Genomic DNA, 22,109 nt, shown 5'->3' on the forward strand with positions numbered 1-22,109 from the left:
AATCAATTGAACAATCCTTCGATTTACTTCACTCTTTGCTCCAATAATTACCTGCCATTTGCTTTAAGTTTGGCAAAATCTGTCAAAGGGTTTTTACCAAAATCCAGATTTATTATCGGTTTGGTTGATTATTTGGATCCTCAAATCGATTATAATTTTGATGTCGAAGTAGAAATTCTTCCCTGTTTTGAATTGGGGTATGAAGAGTTCAATTCTATGCTCCAAGGGTACAATGTGGTTGAATTTAATACAGCAGTAAAGCCTTTTTATTTTGAATATTTATTCAAGGAAAATGGTGATGTAGATAGAATCTATTATTTAGATCCAGATCTGTTTTTTTATCAATCCCCCTTAGAACTTGATGATGTTTGGAAGAAAGGAGACTCTATTCAACTAACTCCAAATTTGCTTTATCTGCCAGATCATTTAGTACGAGGAGAGTTAGCGTCTCTAAAACACGGGCATAATAATCTAGGATATTTAGGGATGCAAAGAGGGGTAGAAACTATGAAAATCATTTCTTGGTGGAAGGAAAGGTTGACGACTCATTGTCTTTTAGATAAATGCCGAGGCATATTTGTAGATCAAAAGTGGATGGATTTGGCCCCATTATTTTTTAAAGGGATCAATTCTGTCAAACATCCGGGTTGGAATATGGCTTGGTGGAATCTTACTGAAAGGAATTTAATGGAGGATGACGGTACTTATCACGTTAATTCTAAAGAATTTCCATTGGTATTCTTTCATTTTAGTGGTTATAAACCAGGCAGAGAGATTATGACTGAACGGATATTATCCAATGAATTTGATATGGAATCTGAAGGTTGTTTGAGGGATTTGTTTGAAGGATATGAACAAAGCCTTTTTGAAAATAAGTATGAACTATTAAGTCAGGTAAAGCCTTTAATCCAATTTAAGGAAGCGCCAAACAAGCTTCAACACAGGATTGGAAGAAAAATCAAATCCAAAATGACCAATGCTATTTATAGAATATTTGGCGTATAAGGATGATTGAGGGGGTAAGTATAATTGTATGTACCCATAATGGCAAAAATAGGCTTGAGCCCACTTTGTCTTCCTTCACTAAGCTTAAATCTCGATTTCCAATTGAATTAATACTTATTGATAATGGCTCTTCTGATGGTGTTGGGAACTGGGTGAAGGAATGGTGGGAAATCAATCTTGTAAAAGTTCCTATCAAGGTATTTCAGGAGCAAAATCCCGGGTTAATGAATGCGAGAATTAAAGGGATACAAGAATCAAGTTTTGATTTCCTCTTGTTTTGTGACGATGATAATGAGCTAAGTTTTGATTATTTAGAAATAGGGATTAATTTATTTCTAAATAATCCGAAAGTTGGAGTTATTGGGGGCTATGGAGAGATTCCAATCGGTTATTCTGTCCCTGATTGGTTTCATTCTTATCAAAAAAGTTTTGCATTAGGACCACAGGCTTTGGCATCTGGAGTACTAACCGAAAAGCTTTCCTATGTTTATGGGGCTGGGTCTTTCTTCCGTAGAGAACCTTTAATTCGATTAATCGAAAAAGGCTTTCAATTTCAGCTGACAGGCAGAACTCAAGGTCGTTTGATTTCAGGGGATGATTTAGAGCTTTGCTGGTTAATGCAGTTAATGGGATATCAAATTTATTATTGCGATTCCCTAAGGTTTGTTCATCATTTGGGCGAAAGTCGGATTTCTACGAATTATTTGATTCAGATGAAATCAGGTACCAGTTTTGGAAGTGCTTTGCTATTCGGTTATAAATCTTATTTCGAAAACCCAACAAAATCTTCTCTCTTATATTTCTTGCAATATTTGAAAAATTGGAGTTTAAGTGGTTTAATTTACACTAAAAATTGGATCAATTTTTTATTTCAAACTCCAGAGTGGGAAGGTAGAATGGCGGTTTTGATTTTAAAATCAAGATTTATTTCATTTTCAACTAAGTGGAAAAAATCACTATTAACCTTTAATCAACTTAAAAATTTTTCTGAAAATTGGAATCGATATTAATTAGAATATCTATCATTATTCCAACTCTGGAGCGTCCAAAAGAGCTTTTAAGGATTTTAAAAGAATTAGAAGTCTCGAAAAACGACCAAGTTGAAATTATAGTTGTTGACGATTCGGTAGTTTCACAAAATGAAGAATTAGCAATTACTTATTCGGATTTAATTTATATTCATAGAGGGGAGAAGTTAGGAGTAAGTTCAGCAAGAAATGTTGGGGCAGAGGTGGCAAAAGGGCAATATTTAATATTTTTTGATGATGACGATTCCTTCACTGATTTATGGCTTGGCAGATTTTTGAATTCCATCAAAGAAAAACCAGATTTGGTGTTTTGTAATTTTCTTTCAATTAATCCCTCAGGAAAAGAGACAATCGTTTTTGCAAAAAATGAAAAATGGAGGGCAGTCATTCCGGGAACATGGATGGTTCGGAAGGATATTTTTTTTAAAATAGGAGGCTTCGATTCCCGGTTGAAGTTTGCTGAAAATACTGAATTGTTTTTTAGACTTAATCAGTTAGACCTTAAAATATGCTATATAGATCAGGTTAATTTTATTTATAAACAATCTGTCGATGGAGGAAGTAAAAATATGCAAAACATGTTGGACTCAATAGCATTGATTCTCCAAAAGCATGAAAATTACTTGACCGACCATGTGAAGCATTTATATCACCAAAACATAGGGGTTATCCAAATGCGTTTTAAAAAGTTTAAGGAATCAAGAAGGAATTTAGCTTTGGCTATTAAATATAAACCATCTAAAATCGGGACATATTTTAGATTTGGTATAGCCTGTTTTCCAATACTTGCAAAGAAAATTTATACTCAAGAAATTAGCCCAAAATGAAATTTGGAGGCTTTATAATCACTTATAATCGTCCTGAGATCTTACTGATTACTCTGGAAAAAATTTTCCAGCAGACCATTTCACCAGAATTAATTTGGGTAATTGATAATTCAGAAGGGTTGGAAACGGATCATATTATTGCATCCCATTTAAATTCTAAAATTAAATACTATCGGATGGGCAATAACGCTGGGCCGGCAGGAGCTGCAGCAAAAGGTTTAGAACTATGCGAAGCATCGGGTATGGATTGGATTTATTGGGGAGATGATAATGATCCTCCTTTTTTTGAGAACACTTTTGAACGATTATTGGCTTTTAAAGACGTCAATCCATTTTGTGGTATATTAGGTTCTGTAGGTCATTTTTTTGATCGCAAAAAGGGCGTTATCAAAAGAATCCAATCTAAGTTATTGGAAAAGAAAGAATATGTTGAGGTAGATGTTGTAGCTGGGGGAATGTCTATGTTGGTAAATTCTAATGTGGTAAGAGATGGCATATTTCCAAATAAGGATTTGTTTTTTGGATTTGAAGAATTAGATTTTTGTTTAAAGGCTTCTAGGAGAGGCTTTTCAATTATTGTTCCATGTTCCATTTTTATAGATTTAAGAAAACTGCATAACAGAACAGATTTTGAACGACCAAAATATAAGAAAAAGGCTAGCCTAATTAGAGAGTATTATAGTTTGAGAAATTTATTCATGATATCAGATGAATTGACTCTCAGGTCAATGAGAAATCAATTGATGAAAAAATGGTCAATAAAAATGCTTTATGGATTTAGATATGGGCCTGCTTATGGTTTAGAAAATTTAAAAATGATTTCTTTAGCATTTTATCATTATTGGAAGGGAATCAAAGGTAAAACTTTTAATCTTGATTGAAATAAAACTGGAGAAAGTAGCCTTAGTTATGGTTACTTTTAATCGTGCGGAATTGCTTGATGAAATTTTAAATTCAATCAAAAAATTTCAATGGTCCTATACCAATTTTGTGATTATTGACAATGGTAGTGAACAGGAAACCCAAGAAGTCTTAGAAAGAAATAAAGGGGTTTTATCATTAGATGTTCTTACTTTGAATCATAATTTAGGTCACGGAGCAGGCCTTTTTTATGGTCTGAATTTTTTAAGACATAAGTTCCCTCATACTGAATATGTTGTGTTTCTTGAGGATGATAGTATTCCGCAAGAAGGATACTTTAATTTTTTACTTTCAAAAATTAGAAAATCACATTATTCATTAATTTCCTCTGCAGGTTCCAAGGTAAGTTTAGGAAAACGAAAAGAAATCATCCCAAATGCTAAAGAGATAAAAGAAGCAGATTTTGTTCTTTTTGATGGTGCAATAGCTAAATTTTATGAACTAGTTAAAGTTGGTTTTCCTGTTGAAAATTGGTTTATGATGTTTGATGATTATGAATACTGTTACAGATTAAGAAAGGCAAATAAAAAATTGGGTGTTGTCCAAAATCCATATGTAGATATTTTACATGAGGGTTTTGGAGGAGGAAGTTCACATTCTCATTTGTGGCGTTCTTATTACCAATCTCGTAATTTTATACTTTTTGTAAGAACTCATTTTACATGGTTTAATTTATTGGATGCAATAATTTTGAACTTTAAAAGAATTTTAGGTGGTCTATTTTCAAAAAATGGACTAAAAGTAACGAGACTAAGATTTTTAGGAATTAGAGCTGGGGTTCTAGGTAAAACTGGGAAATCATTGGATATAAATACCTTGAAGGAGGTATGAAACTCCTCTTTACACAAGATGCTTTAGTTAATTCAGGAGCAGAACGGAGTCATTTAGAAATCCTTTCCAGATTTTCCACGGAAATAGAAGTCGTTTTTGTGTACTTCTATCCGAAACATGATTTAAAAGAGGAATACGAAAAAGCCGGAATCCGGCTTATTTTTTTGCAGATTGCAGAGTCATATCACTTTCGCTTGGCGGTGACTCTATTGATAAAAGTGATTAGAGCCGAAAAGCCTGATCTCTTAATCTCTTCACTCTGGAGAGCTGATATCATCACTCGAATTGCGTCAGTGATCACTAGAGTTCCGCTTGTGGGAACACTTGTCAATGATAGCTATGCTCCCATAGCTTGGAAGGATAAGAAAGGTTTGAAATACAAGTTGGTTTATTGGCTAGATCGGTTAACAGCCAGAATTCCCAAATATTGGATTGCAAATGCTCAGGCTTTGGTAGAGTCGCATGAAAAGACGTTGGGCTTGAATGGTAAGAAAATATCTGTTGTTTATCGGGGAAGATCTGTTCCAGAAACATTTTGGACAAAAGATAAGCTTCGCGATATAGGCCTTCGGCGAGATATGCCTTCGGCGAAATATGATCAAGTTCAAAAGGGAAAAGATTGCTTCGTGCCCACAGTGTCGGGACAGGCTCTTCCTCATCGCAATGACGGATATTTTAACTTTATTTCTTACGGGAGACTGTTGGAAAGAAAGGGCTTTCAGGATGCCATCCAAGCTTTTTCAAAGGTTCTTCAAAAATACCCCAATTGTACATTGACCATTTATGGAGAGGGGCCTTTTAGAACAGAACTTGAAAAACTAGTTCAGGATTTAGATTTGCAAGAATCTGTTTTTCTTCCAGGAAAGATCTCCAACCCTATTGATTTATTAATATCTAACTATAATTCAACAGTAGTTAATCGAAACTTCCAATCACATCATAAATCATATATCCTACATCCTACATCCTACAACTGTTTTCTTTTTCCCAGTTGGTACGAAGGATTCTCCGGTGCTTTGGTAGAAGCCATGATGTCGGGGATTCCAATTATCGCATCCAATATTTCTATGAATTTGGAGGCAGTCAGCCCCAAAACTGCTTTGATTTTTGAGGTTCAAAATAGAGATCAATTAGCTAATCAAATGATTTTTGCCATCGATCACCCGGGTCTAATGGCTGGTTTGGGGAAAGCGGCCCGAGAAGAAGCGATTGCTAGATTTGATATAGAAAAGATTGCTAAAGACTATGAAGCTTTACTTTTTGAGATAAAAAATGGAATAAAGAATAATTGAGGTTTCTCAGTTGTTCCTCCTTCGAAATGACTTTCAAAAATTACAATTCCCCTCAATTGTATAGAATAGGAATTTTAACGGATTCTGATACGCTTCAGGCCTGGGAATGGGAATGCTTGAATGCATTGATCCAGCAGGTTAATGCTGAGCTAGTTTTGGAGATCAGGAATCTTTCCCCAAAACCATCTGGTAAAAAATCCCCTTTTCTATACCGGGTCTATCGGGCTTTGGATCGGAAGATTTTTAAATCTGAGTTTGATGCATTTAAAAGAACTCCAATAGACAGCTTATCTCAGAGTAATTTCACCCAGATTCAGGTGAAGCCAATTCAGACTACTTACCGAGATGATTTTTTGAAAGAAGATCTTGAAAAAATCAAAGCCTTTAAATTGGACCTGATTTTACGATTTGGATTCCGCATCCTTACAGGTGAAATACTTAAAATTCCCCGCTTGGGAGTTTGGTCTTTTCATCATGGAGATCCTTCCGTTTATCGAGGAGGTCCCCCAGCATTTTGGGAAGTAATGCTGGGATGGGAAACCACTGGGACTGTTTTACAAAAGTTAACCGAGCAATTAGATCAGGGAGAAATACTTTATCAATCGTATGCTCAGACCAACCCACTTTCAGTGGATCGGAATGCAAATGCAATATTTTGGAAGTCCTCGTGTTTTGTGGCCAGAATTCTTTCTAGAATTAATACCCTTGGAGAAGAGGCCTGGTTGGAGGAACTGAGTGAATCAAAGCGAGATCAAAAACCAAAGGTGGAATTAAAGAGGCCTCCAGAGACATTCGAGATGATTGCTTTGTTCTGGAAACTGCTCCGAAGAAATATAAATCGGAAGATTCAAGAAATTAAAAAGCCGGCTCATTGGGAAATAGCAGTAGTAAATCATTCCCAATCTGATGCAATTCAAAGTTCAGAAATTGAATTGCTAAGGCAAGAAGATATCTCATCAAACTATCTGGCGGATCCCTTTCCTGTCTTTTATCAGGGTAAATCTTATGTGTTTGCTGAAGAATTTGATCAGCAAACCAAAAAAGGAAGGATTGTTTGCTTGGTACCTGAAACCGAGAAGCAAACGATTTTAAAACCTGTGATTCAGGAAGCCTGGCACGTATCTTATCCCTTTATTTGGGAAGAAAATGGCAGTTACTACCTGATTCCAGAATCGGCGGAGGCTGGTAAGCTGTTTATTTATAAAGGGTTGGATTTTCCATTTCAATGGGGAATGAAGGAAGTTTTTTTTGATGGGGAAGGTTATGACCCAACACTTTATGTTGCAAATGGGAAGTATTGGCTGTTCCTTAATCAAAAACCCCACCCGGCATCTTCACCTTTTGATGAATTGAATTTATACTACTCTGACTCTTTGCATTCTTCAGAATGGAAAGCACATCCAATGAATCCCATCGTATCTGATGTGAGATGCTCTAGACCAGCGGGAAAATTATTTGAAAAAGAAGGAAAACTGTTTCGGCCAGCACAGGATTCTGGAAGGAGATATGGACATAGGATTGCTGTTCGGGAAATTCTGGAAATGACAGAGAACAGCTATGAAGAACAAACAGCCTATTTTATAGAACCGGAGCTTGTACCACCTGCTTTGGGAGTTCACACACTCAATTTTTGTGGAGATCAGATGTATTTGGATTTTTACTTTCGAAAATGAGGATTATTCAACTGGTTCAAAAACCACAGGCAAGAGGAGCAGAAATTTTCACTACCTGGCTATGTGAAGAGCTAAAGGATCTGGGCCATCAAGTATTGTTAGTTTCATTGTTTGAAGGAAATTTTGAGTTGCCATTTTCAGGAAAGCTGATCCGACTCAATCGAAAAAAAGAAAATAGATTTTGTGATTATACAGGTTGGAAAAAATTCAATGAAATCGTCCAAGACTTTAAACCGGACCTGGTCCAGGCAAATGGGGGAGATACTTTAAAATTTGCTGTATTCAGTAGAAAATTATTTCTAGGAAGTTACAGACTGGTATTCAATAATGGGGGACTTGTAAGTACCTATTTGACTTCCCTAGGTCATCGAGTATTCAATCGATTCCTTTTCAGAAATACGGATGCATTTGTTTCTGTTTCTAATTATACCAAACAAGATTTGGATCAGTTTTTAGAAGCTAATAAAAAGCATAAGATGATTCCTATTGGGATACAAATTCCCTTTTTTGATCATTTGGCAAGCATGAGTCCTTTTCCCGTGATCGTTCAGATTTCTGGCTTTACCCATGAAAAAAATCATCAAGGTACACTTAGGATTTTTAGATGTTTCCAAGAAAAACACCCAACATCCCAACTCTGGTTTATCGGAGATGGACCTGAAAAAGCAACAATTGAAGCAGAAGTAGAAAAGTTGGGATTTAATAGTCAGATAAAATTTCTTGGATCATTATCCCAGCCATTCAATTGGATCCCGGATAATGCCATTTTGATTTTGCCAAGCATTTCTGAAGGGCTGCCCGCAGTTCTTCTGGAAGCTTTTTTTGCTCGAATTCCAGTGGTTGCTTATGGTATTGGGGGGATTCCCGAAGTATTAGTGGACCGGAAAAATGGGTTTTTGGTCAACCCAAAAGATGAAGACCAATTTTATGAGTCATTGGAGCAGTGTTTACATATGGACGAAGTCACTAAAAAATCTCTACTTGACAGGGCTCAAAAGACAGTAGAAGAAAATTATACCATAGCTCAAGTAGCTAAAAAGTATTTGGATTTTTACTCGGAACTATGCGGATAATTCAATTAATCACCAGACCTCAAAGGAGAGGTGCTGAGATTTTTGCAGTTCAATTGGCCGAATGTTTAAAAATCAGGGGACATGAGCTTTGGGTGATCTCTTTATTGGAGGGACCGGGTGGGCTAAGTTTTTCGGAAGGTTTAATCAAAATGGATTTTAAAAACAGACCAAAACTGGATTATGAGGGGTATAAGGAACTAGCCGCAACCATCAAAAAAATTAAACCGGATATCATTCAGGCCAATGCGTCTGATACACTTCGATATGCTGTGGGAGCAAAATATTTATGTTCATCAAAGTTTAAGCTTGTGTATAGAAATGCAAATATGATTTCAAGTTTTATTCGAGGAAAATCCCAATTGTATTTTAATAAAATTCTTCATTCAAATGTGGATGCAGTTATTTCAGTTTCAGAAAATTCAAGGCTTGATTATCAAAAATTATTTAAGCCTAATATGATTACATCAATCCCCATCGGAATTGATCCCAAAGAGATTGATAAGAAACTATTGCAAGAGATGTTTCAAATTGATAAAGACTATTTACTTTTTGTGGGGTCTCTAGTACCGGAAAAAGATCCATTAGGTTTACTCAAAATCTATAGTGAAGTATTAAAGACATATCCGAAAATTAATTTGGTTTATCTTGGTTCTGGACCATTAAGAAAGCATTTGGAGAGTGAAATTGCAGTTTTAGGTTTAACTAAATCAGTCCAGATAATTCCCAATCAGAAAAATATTTTCCCAATTCTCTCAAAAGCAAAAGCTTTAGTAATGGCTTCTAAAATAGAAGGTTTACCCAGTGTGATTTTGGAGGCCATGTATTGTGAAATTCCAGTGATAGCATATCGTGTTGGAGGAATTCCTGAGGTGCTGAAAAATGGGGGAACAGGCTGGTCTGTTAATGTTGGAGATCAAACTTCTTTTGAAAACTCGATTTTAGATGTGATGAATCTTAACAAAGATGCTTTAGAAACTATTACTCAAAAAGCAAAAGATCAAGTTCTAGAAAATTATCAAAATATTGATCTCTTTAAAAAATTTGAAGTGTTTTATGAAAATTTGCTTCAATGATTAAATACTTGTTTTCTATTAACCCTGGACGCTCAGGTTCCCATTATTTATCGAATGTTCTCAGTCATGTAAAAGGAATAAGTTCTAATCATGAACCTTCTCCAAGAATGAATGGTAAAGAGATGATGGAATTTTTAAAAGGGAAAAATGAGGGTTTGGTAAAACTAATGCCTCAAAAGATAAAGTCAATTCACGAAAATCTTGGTGTAAATGAATGTTATGTTGAGACAAGTCATCTGTTTATCAAAGGGTTTGGCTGGATGATTCCAGAGTACATTCCCCAAGAGGAAATTGGGGTTATAGTTTTAAAAAGAGAGAAGCAAAAAGTCATTGAAAGTTTATATAGAATTCATACTACTCCATTGAGTTATCATGGAAGGATGTGGGTTATGTTTCCTTCTATGAAAAATGCTATCAATAAGATAAACAACTTAAATCTTATTAAATATCGATTTTTGTACTTATTAAATAGGCTCATCCGAACTGGGTATAATCCTTTTCGGAAATTAAGAATCGAGAAAAAGCTCTTCCCAAAGTATGAAAAAGAGCTAACAGAATGGTATATAAATGAAACTTATGCTCAAGGAGAATTATTTATTAAAAAGTTTCCAAAAATCAAAGTTTATAATACAAATGTGGAAAATTTAAATAAAGTGGAAGAATTCGAAAAAATGTTTGATTTTTTTAATTTAAACTTCAGACCGAAGCCCTCATTCTTTGAAGTAATTAATAAAAAAACTAATCTTAAAAGATAAGTTTTTTTAATTCTGGTGATTGCTAAAATAAATTCTCTTAAACCCGCTTTTTCTTAATTCAGTTTTAAAATTTCAAGTTTGCTAAAGATCAAAGTCTTACATCTTATTAAGTCCCTTGGAAGAGGAGGAGCGGAAAAACTGATACCAGAAACTGCCATGGTTCATCATCAGGATAAATTTGAGTTTCATTGCCTCTACTTTTACCATCAGGAAAAGAACATTGTAGATGAATTAAAGGCTGCGGGTATTCAGGTGCATTTAATTCCCTCTGGGAATTTGGGCTTGTTTTTTCAGGTGAATAAAGTAAGAGATTTTGCAAAAGAAAAAGGTATAGATATCATCCATGCACACCTTCCTTGGGCTGGGATTTTGGCAAGATTTGTTGGTAAAAAATTAAATATCCCCATTGTCTACACAGAGCATAATACATGGGAGCGATATAATAAGCTTTCCTATTGGGGTAATCGGATGACCTTTAAGCAACAGGACATTGCCATTGCAGTGTCCAATGAAGTGGCACTTTCCATGCAGCTTAACTCCATGGTAGATCCCTATCGCCGTGGAGGAAGAATGAAGATAAAAGTGATACAGAATGGGGTGAATACGGATGTTTTTAGAAGGCAGCTAATTGACCCCTCACTTATTGAAGAACCTTCACCAACTCCCCCTTTTCAAAGGGGGGCAGGGGGGATTAATTTGAAAAACCAACTGCAAATTCCACTATCATCCATAATCATAGGCATCGTTGCCGTCTTTCGAGACCAAAAGCGCCTTTGGATCTGGATTGAATTGGCCTTGAAAATTCTGGAAAAATGCCCGAATACTCATTTCCTGTTGGTTGGCGATGGGGAATGGAGGGAAAGATTGGAAAAGCAGATAAAAGATTCTGGAAAAGAAAACCATTTCCATTTGGTGGGAGTGCAGACTCAGGTGATTCCATACCTTTCTATCATGGAAATTTATCTCAGTACTTCCGAGTTCGAGGGTTTACCCATTGCCATGCTGGAAGCCATGTCCTGTGAAGTACCAGTAGTAGCTACAAGAGCTGGGGGAATAGGAGAGGTCGTGCAACATGGAGTGCAGGGTTATTTATCCGAGATCGAAGAATATGAAGAGTTGGTTGATTATTGCATCCAACTAATTCAAAAACCAGAACTTCATCAAATGATGTCTCTAGCCGCCAGAGAAAGGGTTGTCAAACAATTTAGCATGACCAGGATGGTTGAGGAGTTGGAAGGAGTCTATGAGTCGGTTATTGGTAAATCAGTGGAGCAGTAAATCAGTGGAGCAGTAAATTAGTATATTAGTTTACCAATTAACCATTTAACCGATTTACTAATTAACCAATTTTCCATTTTACTCTAAAACCAACCATGCCACCGATATCAGATTTTAGAACATTAGAATGTTGGATGAAGTGTAAAGAACTTAGGGAGGTTATTAAAACTGAAGTAATCAGTAAGCTTCCAAACGAAGAAAAATATAGATTAGCAGATCAATTGATCCGTGCTGCTAGGTCAACCACAAATAATATTGCAGAAGGCTGGGGGAAATTTCACTACAAAGATCAAATTAAATATTGTTATCAAGCAAGAGGTTCTTGTGCTGAGATAATTGATCACATGGTAATTGCGTTTGAAGAAAAATATTGCTCTAAAGAAACATTTGAATCTATAGAAAAGCTTGCTCAAGAGTCTATGAAACTGATAAATGGTTATATTAATTATTTGAACAAAAGTTCTAAAGAATAACTTTATCAACTGACTCACTAATCTACGATTCAACTGATTTACAAATTTACCAATAAACTGATTTACTGATCTACCATTCTACTGATCAACAATTCAACTTGTTTACCAATTTACCGATTTACTAATTAACCAATTTACCAATTTACCGATTTACCGACTTACTAATCAACCAACTTACTAATTAACCAATTTACCGACTTACTAATTAACCAATTAACCGATTTACCAATTAACTGACATACATTGTTAGGCGCCGTCATCCTCATACTCCTTCTCTTCGGCATAAGCCAACCCATTCTGGGTAATCTCCAGAGAGAGCATAAATGGGTAAAAGCAGGTTTGCTGAACCAGATGTTCTGGTACCATATGTTCTTTGGCTTGGTGTATTGGACCTATGCACAATTCAACCGATCAGATTCAGTGAATTATTTTAATAAAGCTAAGTATTCTTGGAGAAACTGGTCTGATTCCTTTGCGGAAGGGGCCGATTTCGTGGAGTGGATGGCTTTCCCATTTGTCCGATGGTTTGGTTTTAATTACGATATGATGATGTTCCTTACTACCTGGTTGGGGTTTTGGGGCTTTGTCTATTTTTATTTGTTTTTTAAAGAAAACCTTCGCTTCAATCCCAAATTTGAGGGCTGGGATGCTATTACGATTTTTATGTTTTTACCCAATATGCATTTTTGGACAGCTTCTCTAGGGAAAGGTGCAGTGATTTTTGCCGGCATTGGGTTTTTGGTATATGGTCTTTCCTGGCCGGCCAAAAGACCTTGGCATATCGCATTTGGTAGCTTCTTGACCTATATGGTTCGTCCCCATATTTTATTTGCAATTCTGATAGGGATGGGAGTGGGATTTGTCTTAGGTAGAGAAAAAGTACCCATTTATCAAAAGTATTTGGTCGTGTTTTTTGCTATAGGAATGAGTGTTTTTGTTTATGAAGATTTGATCACTTACCTAGGCTATGATCCAAATAATTTGATTGATTCATTTGAAGAAGAATCTGCTCTAAATGCTCAAAGACTTTCTTCAGCAGGTTCTGGGGTAGATATGAACTCTTATAGTATGCCGATGAAGTTGTTTACTTTTTGGTTCAGACCACTTTTTGTGGATTCTCCCAATGCTTTGGGAATTGCAATCTCCTTCGAAAATGCCTTGTATATCTATATGTTTAGTAAGGTGGTCAGGAAGGATTTTATTACCTATATCAAGCAAGCTCCAGCGATGGTAAAGATGTCGGCAGTGGTGTTTATATCTATCTCTATATCCATGACTTTTGTAATGTCGAATCTGGGAATAATCATTCGACAAAAATCCCAGATCATGTACTTTATGCTCTTTGTGGTGGTCGCATTTATGGATTGGCAAAAAACCAACCGCATCAAAAAACGAGGGGAGATTTTTAATAGAATCGTAGAGGAGGAGAGACGAAATAGGGAGTTGGCAGAGGCGGAGAGTGGATGAAATGTTGGATGCCTTCGGCGTTGTCCTGCTTCTCCAGAAGCTGTATTAACCATCATTCATCGACATCTTACTGGCGTAACGTTTACGTCTCCGAATGACGATCTCGAGCCAGCGCTGGTGGAATACTATGCCTTTTCACCCAGGGTTTCGTCGTTCCTCCTTACCCCGGGTTATAAATATTTGACCCCGTTGGGGTCTGTCCATTAACCTTCTCGTTGTTCTGCTTCTCCAGAAGCTGGACCATTATACTTTGCTGCTTCTCCAGAAGCTGTAATAACCATCATTCATCGACATCTTGCTGGCGAAATGTTCGAGTCTCCGAATGACGATCTCGAGCCAGCGCCGGCGAAAATACGATATCATTTTACCTAGGGTTAACCCCGATAGCTATCGGGGCCTAGGCTATTAAGCTTTGACCCCCCATAGGGGTCTGTCCAAAAAACGTCACTTTGCCTGTGCGAGGGGCTGTCGCAGCCGCGGGACAGGCTGTTGGCCTTGTGCGGGAGAAGCTTTGCTGCGACGAAGGCTTTTGTCAACTTTTGCTTGTCCGCCGGAGGAGGAGCCTTCAAAAGTTGGATTAAATTGAATTTTGCCATTCAAAAGTACCGAAAAGTTAGTTTCTTTCTTGCTGGCGTAACGTTTACGTCTCCGGTAGACGATCCCGGGCCAGCTCTTTTGAAAAACTATATCTTTTAACAAGTAAACTTTGACCCCGATGGGCTCTAAATCTTTAATAAAATGACGCCCATTAAAAAATCTATTTTTGAGTACTAAAGAGTTTAGAACAATTATTTAAATTATAAAATAAAAATGAATCCTGGTACCCTAACTATCTCACTCGATTTCGAACTCCTCTGGGGAATATTTGATAAGGTAGGAACGAGCTATCAGCCTTCTTACTTTAGAAATACCCGAGACCTGGTCCCTATTATGCTGGAGAAATTTGCGGAATCAGGCATTCAGGTAACCTGGGCCACGGTAGGGATGCTTTTTGCAGAAAATGAGGAAGAATGGAAAGCTTACTCTCCCAACTTTTTGCCTTCTTATAGAGATAGGAAATACTCTGCCTATGAGTGGATCAAAAAACATGGAATACGCCCCGAAGTACACTTTGCTCCTGAACTGATACAAAAGATCATTGAAACACCTGGGCAGGAATTAGGTTCCCATTCTTTTGCACACTATTACACCTTGATGCGTGGTCAAAGTCCCGAGCAGTTTGGAGAAGATTTAATAGCCACCCAAAAGATTGCAAAAGATAAGTTTGGAGTAAAATTAGATTCTCTGGTCTTTCCACGTAACCATATCAATGAATTATACCTAGGAATCTGCGTGGAGAACGGTTATCGCTATGTCCGTGGAAATCCGAAGAATTGGTTCTGGCAGGAAACCCAGCATGAGAATTTAAGCAAGAAGTTTTTTAGGTCTGCGGATTGCTTTTTTCAGGTAGGGGCTAGGACTAGTTATCCCTTGGATGAAATACAGACTTTCGAAAATGAACCTCTTATTATTCCGGCATCCAGAATTTTAAGACCTATTGTTAAAGGGAACCCTTTGATGAATTCCAGTAGACTTTCCAGGATTTTGGAGGAGATGGAGTTTGCAGCCAAAAATGGAGAAGTATACCATCTCTGGTGGCATCCACATAATTTTGGGAAGGATCCTATTGCCTCCTTAAAGGAACTAGGTCAGATCCTGGGCCAGTTTATAAAATTGAAAGATGCTTATGGCATGCAATCCCTTCATATGAAAGGAATTGGAGAACTCGTGGAGCAAAAAAGTATTATTACTTCAGAATAGCTTTAAAATAAGAACTAAATAAAAGCCCCGAATTACACTAATTCGGGGCTTTTCTATTTTATAAGCTTCCAAAGAAATCACTGATGAAAAGCTATTCTTGGTTTTTCAAATATGATCAGGTCTGGTTTCTGGATGTTTCTCCCAATATTGAACAATGGAGGGCATATATTCAGCACTTTCTATAGTACCCTGCAGATCTTCTTTTTGGCCTATGTAAAGGTATATTTTATTATCCTCCACCTTTTCCACTGTCAGCGCATCTTTTTCTATAATGCTTTGTACTTTTTTCCATTCCTTAGGATCGGTAATATAAGTTTCAAAACGGATGTAAAACTCTTCTCCAATGGGCGGAATGGGATAATCGCTAGGGATTTCTGCACGAATGGGAGGTTCGGTTGGTATTATGATTTTCATGATTTTGGCATGTTTTAGGTTTATTCAATCTATTCATGAGTACGTAGAAAGACCATCAAAGGGTTTTTTAGAACGGTAAGTAAGCTTGGTATTTTAAAATCAGCCGTTGCTATTTTCTTTGATTAACACCAATTCACTTTCGCCTTTCCACTGTGGCGGGTTATATATTCTTCTTTCGTTGTCCTGCTTCTCCAGAAGCCGGGCTACCATACTTTGCTGCTTCTCCAGAAGCTGGACTATCCATCATTCATCCACATCTTGCTGGCGTAACGTTCTTGTCTCCGAAAGACGATTTCGGGCCAGCGCTGGGGAATTGATGTTCTTTTAATACCTAGGGTTAAAACCCTAGGTTAATGAAATCTTTGACCCCGTTGGGGTCTGTCCAAAACACGCCACTTGGACTACTCGCCATTGGGGATATGCGGTTTTTGGTGTGCCGTTTGGACCGTTAAAAAAATCGGCTAGCTCACGAGCTTCGAGTGAGATCCGTCGATTTTTAGGTACAGACAAGCTCCAAAAATCAAATCGGTCGAGAATCGATTTGTATTCTCATAATAAAGACCGATTTGAAGCATAGACTCTGGCAAGAGGTTTTGCCTGCCTTCCGGTAGGCAGGGGTACTTTTACCTTTCAAAAGTACCAAGAAGATATTGTTGATTTCATCTTGCTGGCGTAACGTTTACGTCTCCGAATAACGATCCCGGGCCAGCGCTGTGGGAAATCAAGGACCCCTTGAGGGGCTCATACCCCATACCTCAGTAATTCATCCATGGTCTTTACCAAAAGGCTAGTTTCTGTGATTTTACAGCAATAGAAGAAAATTTGGTAGAATTCTTAAAAACCATGGGGTTGTTTTAAGAAAAAACTCCTCTTGTTAATAGAATTTGGGTTTCATTAATTAAAAGAATCATCTTTTATCTTCGTAAGAAGTATTAGGTGATTTTTTTTGAATTCAATAGTTTAGGTTTCGAGAATAGATTTAAACCAAATAAATAAGATATGGGCATTGGTAAATTCAGAATATCAATTCATTCAATTCTTTACTTTTTTTTAGTTTGCCCAATTACAATCTTGATTAGCTGCGATTCGGATAATGATAAACATGATTCTTATCCTGAATCCTTTGATGATAGAATTACTATTTCATTGATTGCTTCAAGCCCCGATATTGTCACACCAATAGGTATTACCATAGACAAAGAGGATCAAATTTATTTTTTGGAATCACATACCCATACGCCATTAAGTGAATACCAAGGGCCAAAATTTGATAGGATTATGAAGGGTGTCGACTCCAATGGAGATGGTATCCCCGAAAGTTGGAAGATTTATGCCGATAGCATCATGGATGGTATGAATTTATTTTCTGGTCCAAACAATCATATTTTTCTAACTACAAAAGATGGAGTTTTTAGCTTTTCTGATACTGACCAAGATGGTGTTGCTGATGTAAAAAACACATTGCTTCGGATGGTAGAGCCAGACAATGTTTATGACCATGCAGGAATTTTGGGATTGACAATCCAGAATGAGTGGATTTATATAAGTCGTGGAAATACAGGAGGCTTGAAGTGGAAAATTCAAGGATCCGATGGAAGAGAGTTGAATGGGTATGGTGATGGAGGTAATGTTTTCCGCTGCAAGCTCGATGGTTCAGGATTAGAAGAAGTAGCCACCGGGTTTTGGAATCCTTTTGATTTGAAATTTGATCATTTAGGTAAATTAATGCTGATAGACAATGATCCTGATAGTAGAGGACCAAACCGGCTCCTTGAAATCGTAAAAGGAGGGGATTATGGATATCAGTCTATTTATGGAGGAAGCGGAATTCATCCTTTTTTGGCATGGAATGGAGAATTGCCAGGCACTTTACCTTATTCGGCGGGTTTGGGCGAAGCTCCATCTGGATTGCTTGATGCGGCTTTTTCTAATTTACCGAAAGATTATGCTAGGAGCTTATTGGTGAGTATTTGGGAAGAGAATAGTATCGTAACTGTTCCTCTGCTTGAGGATGAAAATAGGATATATGGAGAGCCAAAAATTCTTTTCAAGGGCGATAGTACTTTTCACCCGGTAGCTTTTGCCACAAATTCCAAAGGTGATATTTATTTAACTGATTGGGTAAAGAGGGCGTATCCAAATCATGGCCTGGGTAAAATTTGGAAAATATCCGGTTCCCAGAAAGAACCAATTCAAGAAGATAGGGTCCTTTACAAGAATGGATTTGATCAGAGGATTGAAAATTTGGATAGTCCTGATAAAATGAAGGCTCTATTGAAAAATGGAGACCCATTTGAGCAGGCGGTTGCCAGAGATCAGTTGTTGAAATTGATTTCAAAGGAAGATCTTATTTCTATGTTGGAAGGTTCGGACAAAGAATTGCAAATGCAAGCATTATTGATGCTTCAAAAAACTGATTTTGAAGTTTCAGATACTATATTAAAATCATTGCTGAGGGATCAAGACCCTAAAATACAGCAAATGACCATGATCTACATCGCAACCAAGGGAAGAATGGATCTAAAAGGTGATTTGGAGAAAGCACTTCGTGAGAATAAAATCCCAACTAAATTATTTGATACTTACTTGGCCACAATAGGCCATCTAGATCCCGAATATGTCAAAAATTATGCTTCAAAAGAGGAAGTCTATAGTAGAGGATTGAAAAGGGAATTGCCCAAAGATTATGTGCTTAATCTGGTAAAAGATCCTGCTATCCCTGCCGAAGTGAAGAGTATTGCAATTCCTCATATTAAGCAACCTTATGAACACGTCCAGGATTTATTGGTACTCCTACAAAATGAGCCAATTGTTGTAAAAGCTGCCTTACTTCAGACTTTTAAGAAAATACCCAACAAGGAAGCTGAGGCAGTGATGTTAAGTTTGGTAGAAAATGAACAGGTTTTGGATGAAATCCGATCTGATGCTATTATAGCATTAAGCTACCAAGGCAATTCATATTGCCAAGAGATGACAGCTTTATTGAAAGATGATTCGGAATTGATACAGGAAACAGCGCTCAATTATTTATGCTCATGTAGAGATGACCAAGGGATAGCTGCTTTGGTAAAATCTACAATTAACAAGAATGAAAGATTAGAGGCCATTTGGAATAACTGCGGAGGAGAAACCCCATCCACTGTAAATGGAACAGAGAATTTATCTGAATTAATTACTTCGGGAGATCCTGGACGAGGCAAAATGATTTTTCAATTGCAGAAATCTCAATGTACAAATTGTCATCAGGTGGACGGCTGGGGAGGTATATTGGGTCCCGACTTATCGAACATAGGTAGCAGTAAAAATGAAAAACTTTTGGTTAGTGCTATTCTAGAGCCATCGGCAGAAATTTCACCGGAATGGCAAGGTTGGTATCTAGTTACTGAAGAAGGAAAAACTGTTTATGGAAGGCAGATTGATGTAGGTTCAAATGAAGTTGAAATCATGATGCAGAATGGAGAATTCGAAACATTTAAAAATGTCAAAGAATTCGGCCCCTCAGAAAAGTCTTTAATGCCTGAAAATCTAATGAATCAATTTACTACAGCAGAGTTTATTGATTTGATTGCCTATTTAAAAACGTTGAACTAAGATTATGAAGAATTCACCTAGAAGGAATTTCCTTAAGAAAACTACATCGTTGATGGCTGTGGCCTCAGGTATTCCAATCTTGGGAAAGGCACGCAATCTACCTCAAGAAGCTTCTAATTATGTATCATCAAACATAGAAATACCAGATAATCCACTTGTATTGTTTGATAATTTTCACACAGGAAACAGGAGAAGTTATTCCATAAAAGCCAGATTTGAATCAGCCAAAAAGGCTGGATTTGATGGGTTTGAATTTGTTTCGATTGATCCTGATTCCGATTTGTGGAAGGAGGCTATGGAATTGAAGGAAGCGAGCGACTTTAAGGTTTTTGGATTGCATTGGACTACCAATACCGTAGTAGACAAAAATGCGAATCAGATTGATTCTGCGATAGAAGGAATTGTAAATGCTGTGGAAGCCTGCGCTAACAATAGCATTGATTACATGAGCCTTTCCCTAAGCGGAACTGATGAACTTGGTGGGCCTACTATTCAGGAAAGTGGTTCTGCCAAAGCGGAAGAGAGGCATTGGGAACGGGCATTTAAGATTATTGCAGCTTTTGATGCCGCCTGTAAAAGTTTTGGTGTTACCGGATCATTATACCCTCATACCCATTGGCTTTGTGATACACCGGAGTCCCAAGTCAAAATTCTGGAAGGGGCTAATGCCCATTCAATCGGGCCGGCTTTTTGTTCACATCACTGGTATGCAAATAAAGCTGCTGCCGGTTTGGAGGAAGTTTTGGATTATCCCATCATGGAAAAATTAAATTATGTGGTGTTCACAAATGGAAAGTTCAGCGGTACCAATTTTCCAGCTGTGAGATTTGACGAAGGTGAAATTGATATGGCTTGGGTCTACGCCAATATTATAAAATTCGGCTATAAAGGTCCAATTTCCTCCCAAGGTTGGGCAATAGGAGGAGATCCTTTTCAATCAAGTAAATTATTTGTTGATACGATGCGTGATTTAAAGAAACGCTTTAGAGAACAGCCTGATCTATGGCCACTCATTTAAGGAACACGAAATTTTGAAAAGGCTTCGATTGAATAAAAAGATATTTTAGACTTAACCTTCAAAGTTAATTGTGTCCTGGTACTGGCACTTTCTGTAATTTCTCAGGGATGTTTTGTTTCACTATTCTGAAGTCATTGTTTTGAAAATCCTGAAATATTTCCGGCCCAACAATGGGTTCATTTACCTTGAAAAGTGGTCCATAGCTGGATGATTCTTCGACAACCATGTTTTTTCCTACCCAATTATTTATCAAGCTCAATTGCTTTTCTTCAAGATTTTCCTGGTTGTATGGAAATGGAATAGCCAAGTCAAACCCATAATTTCCCAAAGAAATATTGTCTTTGATTAGTACATCATGAAAGTTTGGTGACCTTAAATCTATCCCTCCTGTGGGTGCTGACCAATGGTTTGCACTGCCATTTCTTACCACGGTATTATTTGAGATCTCTATATTCTTTCGCATCAGGTTATTTCCCCAGATGCCAAAGTAGATTCCTGATCCTCTATTGTCTCGGATTAGATTGTGATGAAATTTAATGTCGTCTACGATGGAGTTTTCACCTTCTACCGAGATTACAAAACCCCATTCATTTTCATAAGCCACATTTTCATACAATTCTATATTCTTCAACTCACCAAACCAAGCATCCACATAGAATGCTTGCCTTTTCAGGTGGTGTACCACATTATGATGAACCTTTCCATTTTGGCTGACTTCCTTCACGTCGATTCCTTCTTTGTCGCAATGATGAATCTCATTTTGATAGATTTCAAAATTAGTTGCTCCTGCTACCGTCAAAGCTTCATGAGGAGCTTCAGAACCTACTTTTCGCCCCGGCGTGGCCATTTCCATTCTATTTGCACCTGTTATTTCACAGTCAAAAACTTTCGTATGGTCTGAATACCATAAGCCAATGCCCGAGCCAAACGTATTGTCAATTTTGCAGTTTGAAATTTCGATATGAGCAGTTTCTGGACCCCGGACAATGATCCCTTGAGAGTGACTATTTCTTACTTGAATCCCGTGAATCCTGAAATATTGGCTATCTGAAATGAATACCACCGCATGATGATCTGTGCTTAAATGCTTTCCCTCGGAATCAAAGAGATAATCTTTGCCTTCTAATATTACAGGTTGGTTTTTATAGTTGCTTAAAGTAATCCACTGGTTTTCCTCACCTGATTTTTCAATTACAAGCCCTTTCTCCAATTCATATACACCTGCCAACAAATAAACAGTATCTCCTGGGGTTGCTTCTGATAATCCACGTTCTATGGTATTAAAAGGCTGATCTAATGTTCCATTTCCTTGCTGCTCCTGATCTGGTGAAACAAACCAAGACCTCGGGTTTGCCTTTAGACTATTAGAGTGAAATAAAAGGATTGTTAGAGAAGAAAGTAAAATTAGTAGGTATGATTTTGGGGTCATTTTAGCTTAAGTATGATTCTTTAAAATAGAAGTGTCTCAAGAATAAGAGAATGATTTTCCTTTATTAACCCCATTGCTTTAAGCTTTTCTTGTTTGATTTTAGTTACTTAACTCACTCAAACAGGTTTTTCAAACCATATTATGAAATCAACAAGCCTCCT

18 protein-coding genes are annotated in these 22,109 nt (G+C 37.2%); 16 read left to right on the forward strand and 2 right to left on the reverse strand.

The features are described 5' to 3' along the window. The first annotated feature begins 6 nt into the window (after window positions 1-6). The 14 genes from ALPR1_RS09075 (at window position 7) to ALPR1_RS09145 (ending at window position 15,496) form a co-directional block, all read left to right on the forward strand. Window positions 7-1,005, forward strand: coding sequence for a hypothetical protein (locus ALPR1_RS09075; protein ID WP_008200120.1), 999 nt, complete (start codon window positions 7-9; stop codon window positions 1,003-1,005). A 2-nt stretch (window positions 1,006-1,007) separates the two neighbouring features. Further along, on the forward strand, window positions 1,008-2,015 hold the full coding sequence (locus ALPR1_RS09080) for a glycosyltransferase family 2 protein (protein WP_008200122.1): 1,008 nt from the start codon (window positions 1,008-1,010) through the stop codon (window positions 2,013-2,015). After that, window positions 2,000-2,860 carry a glycosyltransferase family 2 protein gene (locus tag ALPR1_RS09085; protein WP_008200124.1) on the forward strand — a complete coding sequence of 287 codons (861 nt, stop codon included), beginning with the start codon at window positions 2,000-2,002 and terminating at the stop codon, window positions 2,858-2,860. Before ALPR1_RS09080 ends, ALPR1_RS09085 begins: the two co-directional genes overlap by 16 nt. Then, window positions 2,857-3,741 (forward strand): glycosyltransferase, encoded by an 885-nt coding sequence (locus tag ALPR1_RS09090; RefSeq protein ID WP_008200126.1) that lies wholly within the window; start codon window positions 2,857-2,859, stop codon window positions 3,739-3,741. The genes ALPR1_RS09085 and ALPR1_RS09090 overlap by 4 nt, the downstream gene beginning before the upstream one ends. Beyond that, window positions 3,734-4,612, forward strand: coding sequence for a glycosyltransferase family 2 protein (locus ALPR1_RS09095; protein ID WP_008200127.1), 879 nt, complete (start codon window positions 3,734-3,736; stop codon window positions 4,610-4,612). The genes ALPR1_RS09090 and ALPR1_RS09095 overlap by 8 nt, the downstream gene beginning before the upstream one ends. Beyond that, entirely contained in the window at window positions 4,609-5,904 is a 1,296-nt protein-coding gene (locus ALPR1_RS09100; RefSeq protein ID WP_008200130.1) for a glycosyltransferase family 4 protein, read from the forward strand. The genes ALPR1_RS09095 and ALPR1_RS09100 overlap by 4 nt, the downstream gene beginning before the upstream one ends. 26 nt (window positions 5,905-5,930) lie before the next feature. Then, window positions 5,931-7,577 carry a glucosamine inositolphosphorylceramide transferase family protein gene (locus ALPR1_RS20300; RefSeq protein ID WP_008200132.1) on the forward strand — a complete coding sequence of 549 codons (1,647 nt, stop codon included), beginning with the start codon at window positions 5,931-5,933 and terminating at the stop codon, window positions 7,575-7,577. Further along, a complete protein-coding gene (locus tag ALPR1_RS09110; protein WP_008200134.1) occupies window positions 7,574-8,650 on the forward strand; it encodes a glycosyltransferase family 4 protein in 1,077 nt (358 codons plus the stop codon). The genes ALPR1_RS20300 and ALPR1_RS09110 overlap by 4 nt, the downstream gene beginning before the upstream one ends. Continuing rightward, window positions 8,641-9,723, forward strand: coding sequence for a glycosyltransferase (locus ALPR1_RS09115; protein ID WP_008200135.1), 1,083 nt, complete (start codon window positions 8,641-8,643; stop codon window positions 9,721-9,723). The genes ALPR1_RS09110 and ALPR1_RS09115 overlap by 10 nt, the downstream gene beginning before the upstream one ends. Window positions 9,724-9,830: 107 nt before the next feature. Continuing rightward, on the forward strand, window positions 9,831-10,478 hold the full coding sequence (locus ALPR1_RS09120; RefSeq protein WP_153231790.1) for a hypothetical protein: 648 nt from the start codon (window positions 9,831-9,833) through the stop codon (window positions 10,476-10,478). A gap of 78 nt (window positions 10,479-10,556) precedes the next feature. Further along, on the forward strand, window positions 10,557-11,756 hold the full coding sequence (locus ALPR1_RS09125) for a glycosyltransferase (protein ID WP_008200137.1): 1,200 nt from the start codon (window positions 10,557-10,559) through the stop codon (window positions 11,754-11,756). A 95-nt stretch (window positions 11,757-11,851) separates the two neighbouring features. Next, the gene (locus ALPR1_RS09130) at window positions 11,852-12,229 is read left to right on the forward strand and encodes a four helix bundle protein (protein ID WP_008200138.1); all 378 of its coding nucleotides are present in this window, start codon (window positions 11,852-11,854) and stop codon (window positions 12,227-12,229) included. 351 nt (window positions 12,230-12,580) lie between these two features. Further along, window positions 12,581-13,696 carry a hypothetical protein gene (locus ALPR1_RS09135; protein ID WP_008200139.1) on the forward strand — a complete coding sequence of 372 codons (1,116 nt, stop codon included), beginning with the start codon at window positions 12,581-12,583 and terminating at the stop codon, window positions 13,694-13,696. A gap of 810 nt (window positions 13,697-14,506) precedes the next feature. Next, the gene (locus ALPR1_RS09145) at window positions 14,507-15,496 is read left to right on the forward strand and encodes a polysaccharide deacetylase family protein (RefSeq protein WP_008200140.1); all 990 of its coding nucleotides are present in this window, start codon (window positions 14,507-14,509) and stop codon (window positions 15,494-15,496) included. A 105-nt stretch (window positions 15,497-15,601) separates the two neighbouring features. On the opposite strand, the gene ALPR1_RS09150 is transcribed toward ALPR1_RS09145, so the two are convergent. Further along, window positions 15,602-15,910 carry a hypothetical protein gene (locus ALPR1_RS09150; protein WP_008200142.1) on the reverse strand — a complete coding sequence of 103 codons (309 nt, stop codon included), beginning with the start codon at window positions 15,908-15,910 and terminating at the stop codon, window positions 15,602-15,604. A 1,071-nt stretch (window positions 15,911-16,981) separates the two neighbouring features. Between ALPR1_RS09150 and ALPR1_RS09155 the strand changes: the two genes are divergently transcribed. Together ALPR1_RS09155 and ALPR1_RS09160 are read left to right on the forward strand one after the other, a co-directional pair. Further along, entirely contained in the window at window positions 16,982-19,501 is a 2,520-nt protein-coding gene (locus tag ALPR1_RS09155) for a PVC-type heme-binding CxxCH protein (protein WP_161599225.1), read from the forward strand. Window positions 19,502-19,505: 4 nt separating this feature from the next. Further along, a complete protein-coding gene (locus tag ALPR1_RS09160) occupies window positions 19,506-20,519 on the forward strand; it encodes a sugar phosphate isomerase/epimerase family protein (RefSeq protein ID WP_008200146.1) in 1,014 nt (337 codons plus the stop codon). A 64-nt stretch (window positions 20,520-20,583) separates the two neighbouring features. Here the strand turns inward: ALPR1_RS09160 and ALPR1_RS09165 are convergent, their stop codons facing one another. Continuing rightward, window positions 20,584-21,948, reverse strand: coding sequence for a right-handed parallel beta-helix repeat-containing protein (locus ALPR1_RS09165; protein ID WP_008200147.1), 1,365 nt, complete (start codon window positions 21,946-21,948; stop codon window positions 20,584-20,586). Between the last annotated feature and the right edge of the window lie 161 nt (window positions 21,949-22,109).

It is taken from the genome of Algoriphagus machipongonensis, from assembly GCF_000166275.1.
Lineage (GTDB): Bacteria > Bacteroidota > Bacteroidia > Cytophagales > Cyclobacteriaceae > Algoriphagus > Algoriphagus machipongonensis.

Bases quoted from the DNA above. Each gene is read 5' to 3' on its own strand.
- ALPR1_RS09080 (WP_008200122.1), top strand. From the start codon at position 1,008: ATGATTGAGGGGGTAAGTATAATTGTATGTACCCATAATGGCAAAAAT.
- ALPR1_RS09090 (WP_008200126.1), top strand. From the start codon at position 2,857: ATGAAATTTGGAGGCTTTATAATCACTTATAATCGTCCTGAGATCTTA.
- ALPR1_RS09100 (WP_008200130.1), top strand. From the start codon at position 4,609: ATGAAACTCCTCTTTACACAAGATGCTTTAGTTAATTCAGGAGCAGAA.
- ALPR1_RS20300 (WP_008200132.1), top strand. From the start codon at position 5,931: ATGACTTTCAAAAATTACAATTCCCCTCAATTGTATAGAATAGGAATT.
- ALPR1_RS09110 (WP_008200134.1), top strand. From the start codon at position 7,574: ATGAGGATTATTCAACTGGTTCAAAAACCACAGGCAAGAGGAGCAGAA.
- ALPR1_RS09115 (WP_008200135.1), top strand. From the start codon at position 8,641: ATGCGGATAATTCAATTAATCACCAGACCTCAAAGGAGAGGTGCTGAG.
- ALPR1_RS09120 (WP_153231790.1), top strand. From the start codon at position 9,831: ATGAATGGTAAAGAGATGATGGAATTTTTAAAAGGGAAAAATGAGGGT.
- ALPR1_RS09130 (WP_008200138.1), top strand. From the start codon at position 11,852: ATGCCACCGATATCAGATTTTAGAACATTAGAATGTTGGATGAAGTGT.
- ALPR1_RS09135 (WP_008200139.1), top strand. From the start codon at position 12,581: ATGTTCTGGTACCATATGTTCTTTGGCTTGGTGTATTGGACCTATGCA.
- ALPR1_RS09145 (WP_008200140.1), top strand. From the start codon at position 14,507: ATGAATCCTGGTACCCTAACTATCTCACTCGATTTCGAACTCCTCTGG.
- ALPR1_RS09150 (WP_008200142.1), bottom strand. From the start codon at position 15,910: ATGAAAATCATAATACCAACCGAACCTCCCATTCGTGCAGAAATCCCT.
- ALPR1_RS09160 (WP_008200146.1), top strand. From the start codon at position 19,506: ATGAAGAATTCACCTAGAAGGAATTTCCTTAAGAAAACTACATCGTTG.
- ALPR1_RS09165 (WP_008200147.1), bottom strand. From the start codon at position 21,948: ATGACCCCAAAATCATACCTACTAATTTTACTTTCTTCTCTAACAATC.